This window comes from Leifsonia sp. 21MFCrub1.1, assembly GCF_900107895.1.
Lineage (GTDB): Bacteria > Actinomycetota > Actinomycetes > Actinomycetales > Microbacteriaceae > Leifsonia > Leifsonia soli.
On record NZ_LT629867.1, the window covers coordinates 1621666 to 1637090 of the forward strand.

Consider the following 15425-nt stretch of genomic DNA (forward strand, 5'->3'; position numbering starts at 1 on the left):
GCGCCTAGACTCGCGCCTGCACGGGATCACGGTGCCGTCCAGGGTAGAATCGAACACACGTTCGACCTGGCGAACGGGTGCGCGGTGGGCGAACAGCCCCGATTTCCCAGCACGGATGGCGGAGAATAGAGCGAGTGAGCAGCGGACGAGTGAACAGCGATCGGGTCGACGGGGAGTCCGGCAACATCAGCAGAGTGACGGGGTCGCACCTCAGCGTGCGTGGAGCGCGCGTGCACAACCTGCACAACGTCGACCTCGAGATCCCGCGCGACTCGATGGTCGTCTTCACCGGTCTGTCGGGTTCGGGCAAATCGTCGCTCGCGTTCGACACGATCTTCGCGGAGGGGCAGCGCCGCTACGTCGAGTCGCTGTCGGCCTATGCGCGTCAGTTCCTCGGCCAGGTCGACCGGCCGGACGTCGACTTCATCGAGGGCTTGAGCCCGGCGGTGTCCATCGACCAGAAGTCGACCAACCGCAACCCGCGGTCGACGGTCGGCACGATCACCGAGATCTACGACTACATGCGCCTGCTGTGGGCGCGCATCGGCGTCCCGCACTGTCCGATCTGCGGTGAGCGCATCCAGCGCCAGACCGTCCAGCAGATCGCCGACCAGCTCATGGAGCTGGAGGCCGGCACCCGGTACATGGTCGTCAGCCCCGTCGTCTCGCAGAAGAAGGGCGAGTTCGTCGACCTCTTCAAGGAGCTGGCGGCGAGCGGGTACTCCCGCGCCCTCGTCGACGGCGAGCAGGTGCAGCTCTCCGACCCGCCGACGCTGAAGAAGCAGTACAAGCACGACATCTCGGTCGTCGTCGACCGCCTCGTCGCCGGGCCGGACATCCTGGGCCGGCTGACGGACTCGCTGGAGACCGCGCTCCGCCTGACCGACGGCCTCGTGCAGGTCAACTACGTCGACCGCGAGGGCCCGGCCGCCTGGCAGAATTTCAGCGAGAAGCTGTCGTGCCCCAACGGTCACCCGATCCAGCTGACGGAGATCGAGCCGCGCACCTTCTCGTTCAACGCCCCGTTCGGCGCGTGCCCCGAGTGCTCCGGCCTCGGAACCCGCATGTCGGTCGACGAGGAGCTCCTGCTCGGCGACGACGAGCTCAGCATCGCCGAGGGCGTCATCGTCCCGTGGACCACGCAGGGCAAGGGCCTCTTCAACTACTACGAGAAGCTGCTCGACGGCCTCGCCCGCGACCTCAAGTTCTCGCTCAAGACGCCGTGGAAGAAGCTTCCGGCCAACGTGCGGGAGGCCGTTCTGCGCGGCGACAACTTCGAGGTCAAGGTGCGGTGGAAGAACCGCTACGGCCGCGAGATGTCCTACACCTCCGGCTTCGAGGGTGTCGTGCCCTACATCGAGCGCCAGTACCTGCAGGCCGAGACGGACACGCAGCGTGCCCGCTGGTCCGAGTACCTGCGCGAGGTCCCCTGCCCGGTCTGCGGCGGCAAGCGGCTCAAGCCCGAGGTCCTCGCCGTGCTCGTGCACGGCAAGAGCATCGCGGACGCCTCCCTGCTGAGCCTGAGCGACGCCCGCTCGTTCATGGAGAAGCTGCACCTGACGGAGCGCGAGCAGAAGATCGGCGCGCAGGTGCTGCGCGAGATCAAGGTCCGCCTCGACTTCCTCATCCAGGTCGGCCTCAGCTACCTCGATCTGGCGCGCGCCGCGGGAACGCTCTCGGGCGGCGAGGCGCAGCGCATCCGTCTGGCGACCCAGATCGGCTCCGGCCTGACCGGCGTGCTGTACGTGCTCGACGAGCCGAGCATCGGCCTGCACCAGCGCGACAACCGGCGGCTCATCGACACGCTGGTCGCCCTGCGCGACCTCGGCAACACCCTGATCGTCGTCGAGCACGACGAGGACACCATCCGCACCGCCGACTGGATCGTCGACATCGGCCCGGGCGCCGGCGTCAACGGCGGCCACGTCGTGCACTCCGGCTCGTACGACGACCTGCTCGCCAACACCGACTCGCTGACCGGCGACTACCTCGCCGGGCGACGCGAGATCCCGATCCCGTCGAAGCGACGCAAGATCGACAAGAAGCGGATGATCCGCGTGGTGGATGCGGAGGCCAACAACCTGAAGAAGGTGACGGTCGACTTCCCGCTCGGCACGTTCGTGGCGGTGACCGGCGTCTCCGGCTCCGGCAAGTCGTCGCTCGTCAACGACATCCTGTACCGGGTGATGGCCAACAAGCTCAACGGCGCCCGCAAGGTGCCGGGCAAGCACCGCACCGTCACGGGGCTCGAGAACCTCGACAAGGTCGTGCATGTCGATCAGGCGCCGATCGGCCGGACGCCGCGGTCGAACCCGGCCACCTACACGGGCGTGTTCGACCGCATCCGCACCCTGTTCGCCGAGACGCCGGAGGCGAAGGCCCGCGGCTACCTGCCCGGCCGGTTCAGCTTCAACGTCAAGGGCGGACGCTGTGAGGCGTGCTCGGGCGACGGCACGATCAAGATCGAGATGAACTTCCTGCCCGACGTCTATGTGGCGTGCGAGGTGTGCGGGGGAGCCCGGTACAACCGCGACACCCTCTCCGTGCATTACAAGGGCAAGAACATCGCCGAGGTGCTCGACATGCCGATCAGCGAGGCGGCGGAGTTCTTCAAGCCGATCTCGGCCATCCACCGCTTCCTGCAGACCCTCGTCGACGTCGGCCTCGGCTACGTCCGGCTCGGGCAGAGCGCGACGACCCTCTCCGGCGGAGAGGCGCAGCGCGTGAAGCTCGCGACCGAGCTGCAGCGGCGCTCCAACGGCCGCAGCGTGTACGTGCTCGACGAGCCGACCACCGGGCTCCACTTCGAGGACGTCCGCAAGCTGCTGCTGGTGCTGAACGGGCTGCTCGACAAGGGCAACACGGTGATCGTCATCGAGCACAACCTCGACGTCATCAAGTCGGCCGACTGGATCATCGACATGGGTCCGGAGGGCGGCGCCGGCGGCGGCGAGGTCATCGCGACGGGGACCCCCGAGAAGGTCGCGGAGACCCCGGGCAGCCACACCGGCTTCTTCCTCAAGGAGATCCTGCAGGGCGAGTCCGCCCGGGGCGCCGCGTAAGAGGCGCGATGGCAGACACCGTCAGCTACCGGCCGAAGGCCGGCGAGATCCCGACGCAGCCCGGGGTGTACCGGTTCCGCGACAAGAACCGGCGGGTGCTCTACGTGGGCAAGGCGAAGAACCTGCGCGCGCGGCTGAGCAACTACTTCCAGCCGCTCCGCAGCCTCCACGAGCGCACCCGCCGCATGGTCACCACCGCGGCGAGCGTCGAGTGGACGGTCGTGGGCACCGAGTACGAGGCCCTCCAGCTGGAGTACACCTGGATCAAGGAGTTCAACCCGCCCTTCAACGTCAAGTTCCGGGACGACAAGACGTACCCGTACCTGGCCGTGACGCTGGGCGACCGCATCCCGCGGGTCATGATCACGCGCAACCGCAACATCAAGGATGCGCGCTACTTCGGGCCGTACACCAAGGTCTGGGCGATCCGCGAGACGGTCGACCTGATGCTCAAGGCCTTCCCGATGCGGAGCTGCTCCGACGGCGTGTACCGCCGCGCCGAGCTCACCGGGAGGCCGTGCCTCCTCGGCGACATCGGCAAGTGCGCTGCTCCCTGCGTCGGCCGGATCTCGCCGGGCGACCACAAGTCGCTCGCCATCGACTTCGCCTCGTTCATGGCCGGGAACGACAGCGGCTACCTGCGCGATCTGAACGAGAAGATGAAGCAGGCGGCCGGCACGATGGACTACGAGGCCGCCGCTCGTCACCGGGACGCCATCCAGGCTCTCGAGGGCGTGCTCGGCAAGAGCGCCGTCGTCCTTCCGGAGAACATCGACGCCGACGTCTTCGGCATCGCGCACGACGAGCTCGCCGCGGCCGTGCAGCAGTTCATCGTGCGCGCGGGCCGCGTCCGCGGTGTGCGCAGCTGGGTGGTCGACAAGGAGCTCGACATGGAGCTCGGCGAGCTAGTCGAGACCGTCGTCCAGAACGCGTACGACGGGCCGGACGCGCCACCGCGCGAGATCATCGTGCCCGAGCTGCCGGAGGACACCGCGGAGCTCGAGCAGTGGCTCACCCAGCGACGCCGGGAGACGCCCGACCCGTCCGCCGCCCGGGGCCGCCTGACGGGCCGCGTCGAACTGCGCACCGCGCAGCGCGGCGACAAGGCCGCGATCGCGCAGACGGTCGAGATGAACGCGAAGAACGCGCTCATCCTCTACAAGACCCGGCGCAGCTCCGACTTCGTGGCGCGGTCGAAGGCGCTCAACGACATCCAGGACGCCCTCGGCATGGACCACGCCCCGCTCCGGATGGAGTGCTACGACGTGTCGCACCTCAGCGGAACGAACATCGTCGCGTCGATGGTCGTCTTCGAGGACGGCCTGCCCCGCAAGGACCAGTACCGGCGGTTCAGCATCCCCGAGTCGACGGACGACACGGAGTCGATCTACCAGGTCATCACGCGCCGGCTGGCCTATCTGAAGGATGCGCCCGCCGGCGCGGGCTCACCGGTGATCGAGGACTCCGCGGCCGACGAGGAGACGGCGCTCGACGCGGAGGGCGCGGCCGGCGCCGACCAGATCGTGGACGCGGCCGAGGGCCGCCGCCGCAAGTTCTCCTACCCGCCGAACCTGCTCATCGTGGACGGAGGGCAGCCCCAGGTCGCCGCGGCCAAGCGCGCGCTGGACGAGTCCGGGGTCACCGGCATCCAGCTCGCGGGCATCGCGAAGCGCCTGGAGGAGATCTGGCTGCCGGATTCCGACTTCCCGGTGATCCTTCCGCGCAACAGCGACGCGCTGTTCCTCATCCAGCGCTTGCGCGACGAGGCACACCGGTTCGCGATCACCTACCAGCGGGCACGCCGGAAGCGCGACATCGGGACGGTGCTCGGCGAGATCCCCGGCCTCGGCCCGTCGCGGGTCAAGGAGCTGCTGAAGCACTTCGGCTCCGTGACCCAGCTGCGGAAGGCGACGCCCGAGCAGATCGCCGAGGTGCGCGGGGTCGGCCCGACCCTCGCGACGGCGATCTTCGAGCGACTCTCCGAGGGCGGCAGTCGCTAGGCTGGGGGCACACCACAACGGAGGAGACCGGACGATGGCCACCGACGGCGACACAGTCGCAAACGCCGAGCAGCAGGAAGTCCTCATCGTCACCGGGATGTCGGGCGCCGGCCGCTCGACGGTCGCCAATGCGCTGGAGGACCTCGACTGGTACGTCGTGGACAACCTCCCTCCGCAGATGCTGCGCCCGCTGATCGAACTCGCGAACCGCGCGGAGTCGGGTCTTCCGCGCATCGCCGCGGTCGTCGACGTGCGCGGACGCAACTTCTTCTCCGACCTGCGGGAGATGATCCAGAGCCTCCGCGAGGGCACCAAGGTGCGCGTGCTGTTCCTCGAGGCCTCGGACGCGGTGCTGGTCCGCCGGTTCGAGCAGGTGCGCCGGCCGCACCCGCTGCAGGGCGACGGCACCATCCTCGACGGCATCTCCGCGGAACGGACGCGGCTGCGCGAGATCCGGGAGTCGAGCGACATCATCGTCGACACCACGGATCTCAACATCCACCAGCTGGCGACCAACATCACCGACACGTTCGCGGCGGAGGACACGGCCGACGTGCAGGTGACGGTCATGAGCTTCGGGTTCAAGTACGGGCTGCCGGCCGACGCCGACATGGTGGCCGACGCGCGCTTCCTCCCCAACCCGTTCTGGAACCCCGAGCTGCGGCCGCACACGGGGCTGGAGGAGGTCGTCCGCGACTACGTGCTGGCGCAGGACGGGGCCGAGGAGTTCGTCCAGGGGTACGTCTCCGCGCTCCGCCCGATCATGTCCGGATACCAGCGCGAGAACAAACGTCACGCTCTGATCGCGATAGGCTGCACTGGCGGAAAGCACCGGTCCGTCGCGATTGCGGAAGAGCTCGCGGCGCGGTTGCGGAGTTTCCCCGGTCTGTCGGTCAACACCAAGCACCGCGACCTCGGCCGTGAATGATCACGGCCTTCCCCTCCACGGCATCACCCCTGCCTTGAGACAGTAAGGAATCCGATTGGCTCTCACCGCCGACGTCAAGGACGAGCTCACGAAGGTCGAGGTCAGCAAGACCACGGTCCGGGCAGCAGAACTGGCCACCATCCTCCGGTTCTCGGGCGGTCTGCACCTGATCGGCGGCCGCATCGCGGTCGAGAGCGAGCTCGACACCCCCGAGCTCGCCCGGCGGGTGCGCAAGGACCTCGCCGAGCTGTACGGCGTCCGCAGTGAGGTGTCCGTCATCTCCGCGTCGGGCCTGCGCCGCAGCAGCCAGTACCTGGTGCGCGTGCTCGACGGCGGCGAGACGCTCGCCCGCCAGACCGGCCTGCTGGATGCGCGGCGCCGGCCGATCCGCGGCCTCCCGAACCGTCTGACCACCGGCTCGCGCGACGAGCTCGCCGCCGTGTGGCGCGGAGCCTTCCTCGCGCACGGCTCGCTGACCGATCCCGGCCGCTCCGCCGCCCTCGAGGTGACCTGCCCCGGCAACGAGGCCGCCATGGCCCTCGTCGGCGCGGCCGGTCGCCTCGGCATCTCGGCCAAGGCCCGCGAGGTGCGCGGTGTGCACCGTGTCGTCATCCGCGACGGCGAGGCGATCAGCGCCATGCTCGTCGCGATGGGCGCGGCGCAGACCGTCGCCAACTGGGAGGAGCTGCGGCAGCGCCGCGAGGTGCGCGCCAACGCCAACCGGCTGGTCAACTTCGACGACGCGAACCTGCGGCGGTCGGCCCAGGCCGCCGTCGCCGCGTGCGCCCGGGTGGAGCGCGCCCTCGAGATCCTCGGCCCCGAGGTTCCGCAGCACCTGCGCTACGCGGGGGAGCTGCGCCTCGCGCACCGCGACGCCAGCCTCGACGAGCTCGGCCACCACGCCGACCCGCCGATGACGAAGGACGCGGTGGCCGGCCGCATCCGCCGCCTGCTGGCCATGGCGGACAAGCGCGCAAGCGACCTCGGCATCCCCGGCACGGAGGCGAGCCTCCCCGCCGATCTGGACGAGGTGTAAGTTTCGACAGGGAACGTGCGGCCGGAAGGAAGCATCCGACGGCCGCCCGGGTTGCCCTTACCAGACTCGACGAGTCGCTCGAATCACAACAACAGTGGAGATGAGTAATGGCTGACTACACGCTGCCGGACCTTCCGTACGACTACTCGGCTCTTGAGCCGAACATCAGCGGACGGATCATGGAGCTGCATCACGACAAGCACCACAAGACGTACGTGGACGGTGCGAACACCGCGATCGCCAAGCTGGCCGAGGCGCGCGACGCCGACGACCTGACCTACGTCAACAAGCTCGAGAAGGACCTCGCGTTCAACCTCGCCGGCCACGTCAACCACACCGTGTTCTGGAACAACCTCTCCCCGGACGGCGGCGACAAGCCGACCGGCGAGCTGGCCGCCGCGATCGACGAGTTCTTCGGATCGTTCGACAAGTTCCGCGCCCACTTCACGGCGTCGGCGCTCGGCATCCAGGGCTCCGGCTGGTCGATCCTCGCCTGGGACTCGCTCGGCCAGAAGCTCATCATCGAGCAGCTGTACGACCACCAGGGCAACCTCGCCGCTGCGACCGTCCCGCTCCTGATGCTCGACATGTGGGAGCACGCCTTCTACCTCGACTACGTCAACGTGAAGGCCGACTACGTGAAGGCGTTCTGGAACATCACCAACTGGGGCGATGTCGACGCCCGCTTCGTCCGGGCGCGTGAGAAGACCGCGGGTCTGCTGCTACTGTCGTAGGCGGGTGGGCGTCCCGGGAGGGAACCCTCCCGGGACGCCGCCGTCCGCAATCAACACCTGACAAAGTGCGCCGTCCGGCGCCCATCGAGTAACTGGAGACATCTGTGTCCGTAAAGATCGGAATCAACGGGTTCGGTCGCATTGGTCGTAACTACCTGCGCGCGGCCCTGGCGAAGGGCAGCGACCTCGAGATCGTCGCGGTGAACGACCTCACCGACAACAAGACGCTCGCGCACCTGCTCAAGTACGACTCCATCACGGGCCGGCTCGACGCCACCGTGGAGCTCGATGGCGACAACATCGTCGTCAACGGCAAGCCGATCAAGGTCCTCGCCGAGCGCGACCCTGCCAACCTCGGCTGGGGCGACCTGGGCGTCGACATCGTCATCGAGTCGACCGGCCGCTTCACCAAGGCGGACGACGCGCGCAAGCACATCGAGGCGGGCGCCAAGAAGGTCATCATCTCCGCGCCGGCGACGGGCGAGGACGCCACGTTCGTCATGGGTGTGAACGAGCACCTCTACGACCCCGCGTCGCACAACATCATCTCCAACGCGTCCTGCACCACGAACTGCCTCGCGCCGCTCGCCAAGGTGTTCAACGACGAGTTCGGCATCGAGCGCGGTCTGATGACCACGGTCCACGCCTACACCGCCGACCAGAACCTGCAGGACGGCCCGCACTCCGACCTGCGCCGTGCCCGCGCCGCCGCGATCAACATCGTCCCGACCTCCACCGGTGCGGCGAAGGCCATCGGCCTCGTCCTCCCGGAGCTGAAGGGCAAGCTCGACGGCTTCGCGCTGCGCGTCCCCGTCCCCACCGGCTCCATCACCGACCTGACGGTCACCGCCTCTCGCCCGGTCACGGTCGACGAGGTCAAGGCGGCGTACAAGAAGGCCGCAGAGGGCCCGCTCAAGGGCATCCTCAAGTACACCGAGGACGAGATCGTCTCCACCGACATCGTGTCCGACCCGCACTCCTCGATCTTCGATTCGGGTCTGCTGCGCGTCATCGGCGACCAGGTGAAGCTCTCGAGCTGGTACGACAACGAGTGGGGCTACTCCAACCGTCTCGTCGACCTGACCGAGTACGTCGCCGAGCGCCTCTAAGCGCAGGGAACCGACGTGACGCTCCGCACTCTCGACTCACTCGGTTCGCTCGCCGGCAAGCGGGTCGTCGTCCGCTGTGATCTCAACGTCCCCCTCGAGGGGTCGAAGATCACGGACGACGGTCGCGTGCGAGCGTCGATTCCCACGCTGAACGCCCTGATCAACCAGGGCGCGAAGGTGGTCGTCATCTCCCACCTGGGACGCCCGGAGGGCGCCCCCGATGCGAAGTACAGCCTGGCGCCGGTGGCCCAGCGGCTCTCCGAGCTGCTGGGCGCGCCAGTGACCTTCGCCAAGGACACCGTCGGCGGCGGGGCCCAGGAGGCCGTGGACGGCCTGAAGGACGGCGACGTCGCCCTGCTGGAGAACCTCCGCTTCAACCAGGGGGAGACCTCGAAGGACGAGGCAGAGCGCCGCGCCTTCGCCGAGAAGCTGGCCGCCTTCGGCGATGCCTTCGTCTCGGACGGCTTCGGCGTCGTGCACCGCAAGCAGGCGAGCGTCTACGAGCTCGCCCAGCTGCTGCCGAGCGCGGCCGGGACGCTGATCCAGGCCGAGCTCGAGGTGCTCGACCGGCTGACCGAGAACCCGGAGCGGCCGTACGCGGTCGTCCTCGGCGGCTCGAAGGTCTCCGACAAGCTCGGTGTCATCGGTCACCTGCTGCCGAAGGTCGATTCGCTCCTCATCGGCGGCGGGATGCTGTTCACCTTCCTCGCGGCGAAGGGCATGAAGGTCGGATCGAGCCTGCTCGAGGCCGACCAGATCGACACCGTGAAGGGCTACCTGGCGAAGGCCGAGGAGCTCGGCGTCGAGCTGGTGCTCCCGCGCGATGTGGTGGTGGCCTCGAAGTTCGGCGCCGACGCGGAGCACGTGGTGCGCCCGGTGGACGCGATCGAGGACACCGACTGGGGCGAAAAGGGCCTCGGCCTCGACATCGGACCGGAGACGGCCGAGCTGTTCTCGGAGTACGTCCGCGCAGCGCGCACCGTGTTCTGGAACGGCCCGATGGGCGTGTTCGAGCTGGCGCCGTTCGCGGCGGGCACGAAGGCGGTCGCGCAGGCGCTCACCGAGGTGGACGGCCTCAGCGTCGTCGGCGGCGGCGACTCGGCAGCGGCCGTGCGTGCGCTCGGCTTCCGCGACGACCAGTTCGGTCACATCTCGACGGGCGGAGGCGCGAGCCTCGAGTTCCTCGAAGGCAAGCGACTCCCCGGACTGGAGGTCCTCGGATGGCAGCAGTGAGCCCAACGGTGCGGCGCGTGCCGCTCATCGCCGGCAACTGGAAGATGAACCTGGACCACCTCCAGGCGATCGCGTTCGTGCAGAAGCTCGCGTGGACGCTGAAGGATGCGAACCACGACTTCTCGGCCGTGGAGGTGGCGGTGTTCCCGCCGTTCACCGACCTGCGGAGCGTCCAGACGCTGGTGGCGGCCGACAAGCTGCCGCTCGCGTTCGGCGGGCAGGACGTCTCGGAGCACGAGTCCGGCGCATACACGGGCGAGATCTCGGCGGCGTTCCTCGAGGCGCTGGAGTCGCGGTACGTCATCATCGGGCACTCGGAGCGCCGTACGCTGCACGCCGAGACCGACGAGCAGGTCGCCGGCAAGGTGGCTGCGGCGATCGCGCACAACATCGCCCCGATCATCTGCGTGGGGGAGACCGCGGAAGACCTGGAGACCCACGGCGCGAGCGCCGTCCCGGTCGCCCAGCTCCGTGCAGCGCTGTCGCGAGTCGACTCGGCCGCCGACTTCGTGGTGGCGTACGAGCCGGTCTGGGCCATCGGCTCCGGCCAGGCCGCCACGCCCGAGCAGGCGGAGCAGGTCGCCGCTGCGCTGCGAGCGGTGATCGCCGAGGTCCTGGGCGACGATGTCGCGGGCAAGACGCGAATCCTCTACGGCGGTTCGGTGAAGTCGGGCAACATCGCCGGCTTCATGCGCGAGCCGAACGTGGACGGCGCCCTGGTGGGCGGCGCGAGCCTCGACGTGAACGAGTTCGCCGCGATCGTCCGGTACCAGAAGCACGTCGGCCTCTGACGGCTCCCGCCGGTTATACTGGTCGTTGGTCTTCCCGGGCGCGGCCCGGACGCTCCCCGAAAGGTTCCACGTGCTGATTCTCCAGGTCGTCCTGCAGGTGCTGCTCGGCATCACCAGCCTCCTGCTGACACTGCTCATCCTGCTGCACAAGGGTCGCGGCGGCGGTCTGTCCGACATGTTCGGCGGTGGTGTGACGTCCAACCTGGGTGCGTCCGGTGTCGCCGAGCGCAACCTGAACCGCATCACCGTGATCCTGGGCCTGATCTGGATCACCTGCATCGTCGTGCTCGGTCTGATCACGAAGTTCAGCGCGTAAGCGCACACTGAAGAAGGAGAGACTGCATGGCATCCGGAGGCAGTGCAATCCGCGGCTCGCGCGTCGGCGCAGGCCCCATGGGCGAGCAGGACCGCGGTTTCCACGCGGACCGCGTCGCGATCTCGTACTGGGACGCGCTCGGCAACGAGACGGTCCGGTACTTCGCGGCGAACCTCCCCGAGGAGGAGATCCCCGACATCATCGACTCGCCGTCGACGGGCCTGCCCGCCGGCCGCGACAAGGAGAACCCGCCGTCGGTCGCCAAGACGGAGCCCTACAAGACGCACCTCGCGTACGTGAAGGAGCGCCGCAGCGAGGAGGAGGCCGAGCAGCTGCTCGAGGACGCCCTCAACCAGCTGCGCGCCCGCCGGGGTCGTCCGACCACGAACTGAGTCATCTCAGGAAGGCCGTCCACCTGCGGGTGGGCGGCCTTCGTCGTTCACTGCCCGTCGGCGGATCGCGGTTCTCACGCTGCCGTGCAGAGCCGCGATGCGGCGCACATCCCGGGACTAGACTGCGGGGCATGCGGGGAGCACGGGACGAGCAGGCGGACACGCCGCGCGCCCTCGGTGACGAGGTCGGCCGGTTGAGCCTGCTGGCGCTCCTGGGAGAGGCCGTGGACGCCGCCGAGAAGGCGGACGTCCTGCTCGCGCGCTGCGACGACATCGACGCGACGACGGCGGCGGATGCGCGTCTGGCGCTTCGGCTGCGGGTGTCGTTCGCGGAACTGCAGCGCTGGATCGACGAACTCGACCTCGCCGGCCGGGAGGCGGAGGTGCGGGACGAGGCGGCGCGGCTCCTCGCGTTCTACCTGCACCTGCTGACGCACGCGTTCGATCGTCGCATCGCCGCGGCAGGGCACGACCGGCGTGCGATCCGACGTCGCGGACCGCTGACCGGAGCGCCCTGCGCGCGGCTGGACGCGCTGCGGGAGCGGGTCAGTAGCTGGGTGCGATGAGGTTCTCGGGAACGTCGACCGCCGCATCCTTGTCCACGAAGAACACGGTGCGCTTGCGACCCTTCGCCCCCGCGACCGGGACCTCGGTGTAGCTGGCGCCGGCGAGGGCGAGGCCGAGGGCGCTGGCCTTGTCTGTGCCGGACAGCACGAGCCAGATCCGGTCGGAGGAGTTGATCACCGGGCGGGTGAGGCTCAGCCGCTGCGGCGGCGGCTTCGGCGAGTCGCGCTCGGCGATGACCGACGCCTTCTCCTCGCGGATCCCCGGACGGTCGGGGAACAGCGACGCGATGTGGCCGTCCGGCCCGACACCGAGGAACGTGATGTCGAACTTCGGAACCGGCCAGCCCTCGTGGGCGAACGCCTCGAGCTCCGCCGCGTACAGGCGGGCGGCCTCGTCGATGTCCGGGGTCTCATCCGACGACGGGAAGGGGTGCACGTTCTCCGGCGGGACCGCGATGTGGTCGAGCAGGGCCTCGCGGGCCTGGCGCTCGTTGCGGTCGGGGCTGTCCCGCGGCACGAACCGCTCGTCTCCCCACCAGAAGTGCACCTTCGACCAGTCGATGGTGTCGCGGGCGGGGGAGGCGTTGACCGCCTCCAGCACCGCGATGCCCATCGTGCCGCCGGTGAGCGCGATGTTCGCCGCCCCCTGGTCGTCGACGATGTCGATCGTCTTGGTGAGGAAGCGCGCCGCGACAGACGCGGTGAGTGCTTCCTTGTCGGGGTGGACGAGCACCCGCCGTTCGTTCGTCATGCCCTGGCGCCTGCTCCTTCGTCGGAGGTCTCCAGCAGTGCGAGACCCTTGGTGATGACCTCGCCGTAGAGGTCGTCCGGGTCCAGCCTACGCAGTTCTTCCGCCAGGCAGTCCCGCAGGCTGCGGCGTGGCAGGGAGAGGTCGTGCGACGGCTGGCCGGGCTGCGACAGACGTGCCACGTTGGGCACCTCGCGTCGCAGCTCGATCACGCCGGAGGCGCGCTCCATCGTGACGCCGTGGATGCCGCCGGAGCCGATCGCGCGCGAGGCGAGGTCGTACTTCACGGGCACCTGCAGCTGCAGTCGCAGCCAGGCGGCCAGCAGCAGCGTGGACGGCGAGTCGGCCGCTCCGGCCACGTCGACGCCGATGATGGGCTCGAACGGCGGCTGGTCGAGCACTGCGGCGAGCTGAGCGCGCCACAGCGTCAGCCGGGTCCAGGCGAAGTCCGTGTCGCCGGGGGCATAGGTCTTCCCCAGGTGGAACAGGAACTCCTGCGGGTTCGGCTGCGCGGAGGCGTCCGTGATCCGCCGGGTCGCGATGCGGCCCAGGGGAGAGGTGGACGCCTTCTCGGGAGCGATCCCCGGCCACCAGACGACGACGGGGGCGTCGGGGAGGAGAAGGCCGGTGACCAGTCCCTCCTCGTCGCTCGCCGTCTCGCCGTAGGCGCGGAGCACGATGACCTCGCTGGCCCCGGCGTCGCCGCCGACGCGGATCTGCGCGTCGAGCCGGCCGTCGCCGTTGTGGGTCCGCTCCTCCTCGGTCGACACCACGATCACGCGCATGGGGTGCTCGCGGGAGGCGTCGTTGGCGGCCTCGATGGCCTCCTCCTCCTGCCCGAGGTGGGTCGCGATGATGAGGGTCAGCACGCGGCCGAGGGCGACGGCGCCGCCCTCCTCACGGATCTTGACGAGCGCCTTCGAGATATTGCTGACGGTCGTCGCGGGAAGGTCGACGATCATGGACGCCTCCAGACGCGGCCGTCGCGGGCGAGGAGCTCGTCGGCCGATTTCGGGCCCCAGGTTCCGGGGCGGTACTGCTCGGGCTGGCCCTGCGTGGCCCAGAAGTCCTCGATCGGGTCGAGGATCTTCCAGGAGAGCTCGACCTCCTCGTGGCGGGGGAACAGCGGCGGGTCGCCGAGGAGCACATCCAGGATGAGCCGCTCGTACGCCTCGGGGCTGGCCTCGGTGAAGGCGTGGCCGTAGCCGAAGTCCATGCTGACGTCGCGCACCTGCATGCCGGCGCCGGGCACCTTCGAGCCGAAGCGGATGGTCACACCCTCGTCCGGCTGCACGCGGATCACGAGCGCGTTCTGGCCGAGCGCGCTGGTCTGCGACTCCGCGAAGAGCTGCTGCGGTGCACGCTTGAAGACCACGGCGATCTCGGTGACGCGGCGGCCGAGGCGCTTGCCTGCGCGCAGGTAGAACGGGACGCCCGCCCAGCGGCGGGTGCCGATCTCCAGCTTGATGGCCGCATAGGTCTCCGTGGTGGAGTGCGGGTTCATCCCGTCCTCCTCCAGGAAGCCAGGGACCTTCTCGCCGCCCTGCCAGCCGGGCCCGTACTGTCCGCGGGCCGTCGACTTCGCGAGGTCCTTGGGCAGCCGGACGGCGGCGAGCACCTTCTCCTTCTCGGCGCGCAGGTCTGTGGCGTTGAACGAGATGGGCTCCTCCATCGCCGTGAGGGCGAGGAGCTGGAGCAGGTGGTTCTGGATGACGTCGCGGGCAGCGCCGATGCCGTCGTAGTAGCCGGCACGGCCGCCGACGCCGATGTCCTCGGCCATGGTGATCTGCACGTGGTCGACGTAGTTGGCGTTCCAGATCGGCTCGTACAGCTCGTTCGCGAAGCGCAGCGCCAGGATGTTCTGGACCGTCTCCTTGCCGAGGTAGTGGTCGATCCGGAACACCGAGTCCGGCGGGAACACCGTCTCGACGACCGCGTTGAGCTCGCGCGCCGACTGCAGGTCGTGACCGAACGGCTTCTCGATGACGACGCGCCGCCAGCCGTCGCCGGACTGGTCGGCGAGGCCGGAGCGCTTCAGCTGCTCGGTGACGATCGGGAACGCCTTCGGCGGGATGGACAGGTAGAACGCATGGTTGCCCATGGTCCCGCGCTCCTTGTCCAGCTCCTCGACGGTCTGCTTGAGGCGCTGGAACGCCTCGTCGTCGTCGAACTCGCCCGGCACGAAGCGGATGCCCTGTGCGAGCTGCTGCCATACGTCGTCGTCGAACGGCGTGCGGGCGTACTGCTTGACCGCGTCGTACACGACCTTCTCGAAGTCCTGGTCCTCCCAGTCACGCCGGGCGAACCCGACGAGCGAGAACCCGGGCGGCAGCAGGCCGCGGTTCGCGAGGTCGTACACGGCCGGCATCAGCTTCTTGCGCGACAGGTCGCCTGTCACGCCGAAGATGATGAGGCTGCTGGGCCCGGCGATGCGGTTCAGGCGGCGGTCGGAGGGCAACCGCAACGGGTTGAACTCCGGGGTGATTTCCACCGGTGACACGTGGGTGATC

Annotated in this window: 14 protein-coding genes; 11 read left to right on the top strand and 3 right to left on the bottom strand. The window is 69.1% G+C overall.

Translation table 11 applies throughout. The features are described 5' to 3' along the window. Positions 1-149: 149 nt before the first annotated feature. From uvrA to BLW09_RS07705, 11 genes are all read left to right on the top strand, one after another. Positions 150-3062 carry an excinuclease ABC subunit UvrA gene (uvrA, locus tag BLW09_RS07655; RefSeq protein WP_089910643.1) on the top strand — a complete coding sequence of 971 codons (2913 nt, stop codon included), beginning with the start codon at positions 150-152 and terminating at the stop codon, positions 3060-3062. A gap of 8 nt (positions 3063-3070) precedes the next feature. Further along, a complete protein-coding gene (uvrC, locus tag BLW09_RS07660; RefSeq protein WP_089910646.1) occupies positions 3071-5062 on the top strand; it encodes an excinuclease ABC subunit UvrC in 1992 nt (663 codons plus the stop codon). Positions 5063-5096: 34 nt separating this feature from the next. Then, positions 5097-5990 carry an RNase adapter RapZ gene (gene rapZ / locus BLW09_RS07665; RefSeq protein ID WP_089910649.1) on the top strand — a complete coding sequence of 298 codons (894 nt, stop codon included), beginning with the start codon at positions 5097-5099 and terminating at the stop codon, positions 5988-5990. Between the two features lie 55 nt (positions 5991-6045). Then, positions 6046-7026: a DNA-binding protein WhiA gene (whiA, locus tag BLW09_RS07670; RefSeq protein WP_089910652.1), complete on the top strand. Its 981-nt coding sequence runs from the start codon at positions 6046-6048 to the stop codon at positions 7024-7026. Positions 7027-7133: 107 nt separating this feature from the next. Continuing rightward, the gene (locus BLW09_RS07675; protein WP_089910655.1) at positions 7134-7760 is read left to right on the top strand and encodes a superoxide dismutase; all 627 of its coding nucleotides are present in this window, start codon (positions 7134-7136) and stop codon (positions 7758-7760) included. Positions 7761-7864: 104 nt separating this feature from the next. Next, positions 7865-8869 carry a type I glyceraldehyde-3-phosphate dehydrogenase gene (gene gap / locus BLW09_RS07680; protein WP_089910658.1) on the top strand — a complete coding sequence of 335 codons (1005 nt, stop codon included), beginning with the start codon at positions 7865-7867 and terminating at the stop codon, positions 8867-8869. Positions 8870-8884: 15 nt separating this feature from the next. Continuing rightward, a complete protein-coding gene (locus BLW09_RS07685) occupies positions 8885-10102 on the top strand; it encodes a phosphoglycerate kinase (RefSeq protein ID WP_089910661.1) in 1218 nt (405 codons plus the stop codon). Further along, a complete protein-coding gene (gene tpiA, locus BLW09_RS07690) occupies positions 10090-10893 on the top strand; it encodes a triose-phosphate isomerase (RefSeq protein WP_172824183.1) in 804 nt (267 codons plus the stop codon). The genes BLW09_RS07685 and tpiA overlap by 13 nt, the downstream gene beginning before the upstream one ends. Positions 10894-10963: 70 nt before the next feature. Continuing rightward, positions 10964-11209, top strand: coding sequence for a preprotein translocase subunit SecG (secG, locus tag BLW09_RS07695; protein ID WP_018191139.1), 246 nt, complete (start codon positions 10964-10966; stop codon positions 11207-11209). A gap of 26 nt (positions 11210-11235) precedes the next feature. Further along, positions 11236-11601, top strand: a complete 366-nt coding sequence (locus BLW09_RS07700; RefSeq protein ID WP_018191138.1) for an RNA polymerase-binding protein RbpA — start codon at positions 11236-11238, stop codon at positions 11599-11601. A 131-nt stretch (positions 11602-11732) separates the two neighbouring features. Further along, positions 11733-12167: a hypothetical protein gene (locus BLW09_RS07705; protein WP_089910667.1), complete on the top strand. Its 435-nt coding sequence runs from the start codon at positions 11733-11735 to the stop codon at positions 12165-12167. Here the strand turns inward: BLW09_RS07705 and pgl are convergent. From pgl to zwf, 3 genes are read right to left on the bottom strand one after another with little or no spacing between them, the layout of a single operon-like run. After that, entirely contained in the window at positions 12148-12918 is a 771-nt protein-coding gene (gene pgl, locus BLW09_RS07710; RefSeq protein WP_089910670.1) for a 6-phosphogluconolactonase, read from the bottom strand. The genes BLW09_RS07705 and pgl overlap by 20 nt on opposite strands. Further along, complete coding sequence (locus BLW09_RS07715; RefSeq protein ID WP_089910673.1) at positions 12915-13877, bottom strand: glucose-6-phosphate dehydrogenase assembly protein OpcA; 963 nt, start codon at positions 13875-13877, stop codon at positions 12915-12917. The genes pgl and BLW09_RS07715 overlap by 4 nt, the downstream gene beginning before the upstream one ends. After that, complete coding sequence (gene zwf, locus BLW09_RS07720; protein ID WP_089910676.1) at positions 13874-15415, bottom strand: glucose-6-phosphate dehydrogenase; 1542 nt, start codon at positions 15413-15415, stop codon at positions 13874-13876. Before zwf ends, BLW09_RS07715 begins: the two co-directional genes overlap by 4 nt. Positions 15416-15425: the final 10 nt, after the last annotated feature.

Bases quoted from the DNA above. Each gene is read 5' to 3' on its own strand.
- uvrC (WP_089910646.1), top strand. From the start codon at position 3,071: ATGGCAGACACCGTCAGCTACCGGCCGAAGGCCGGCGAGATCCCGACG.
- rapZ (WP_089910649.1), top strand. From the start codon at position 5,097: ATGGCCACCGACGGCGACACAGTCGCAAACGCCGAGCAGCAGGAAGTC.
- BLW09_RS07675 (WP_089910655.1), top strand. From the start codon at position 7,134: ATGGCTGACTACACGCTGCCGGACCTTCCGTACGACTACTCGGCTCTT.
- tpiA (WP_172824183.1), top strand. From the start codon at position 10,090: ATGGCAGCAGTGAGCCCAACGGTGCGGCGCGTGCCGCTCATCGCCGGC.
- BLW09_RS07700 (WP_018191138.1), top strand. From the start codon at position 11,236: ATGGCATCCGGAGGCAGTGCAATCCGCGGCTCGCGCGTCGGCGCAGGC.
- BLW09_RS07705 (WP_089910667.1), top strand. From the start codon at position 11,733: ATGCGGGGAGCACGGGACGAGCAGGCGGACACGCCGCGCGCCCTCGGT.
- pgl (WP_089910670.1), bottom strand. From the start codon at position 12,918: ATGACGAACGAACGGCGGGTGCTCGTCCACCCCGACAAGGAAGCACTC.
- BLW09_RS07715 (WP_089910673.1), bottom strand. From the start codon at position 13,877: ATGATCGTCGACCTTCCCGCGACGACCGTCAGCAATATCTCGAAGGCG.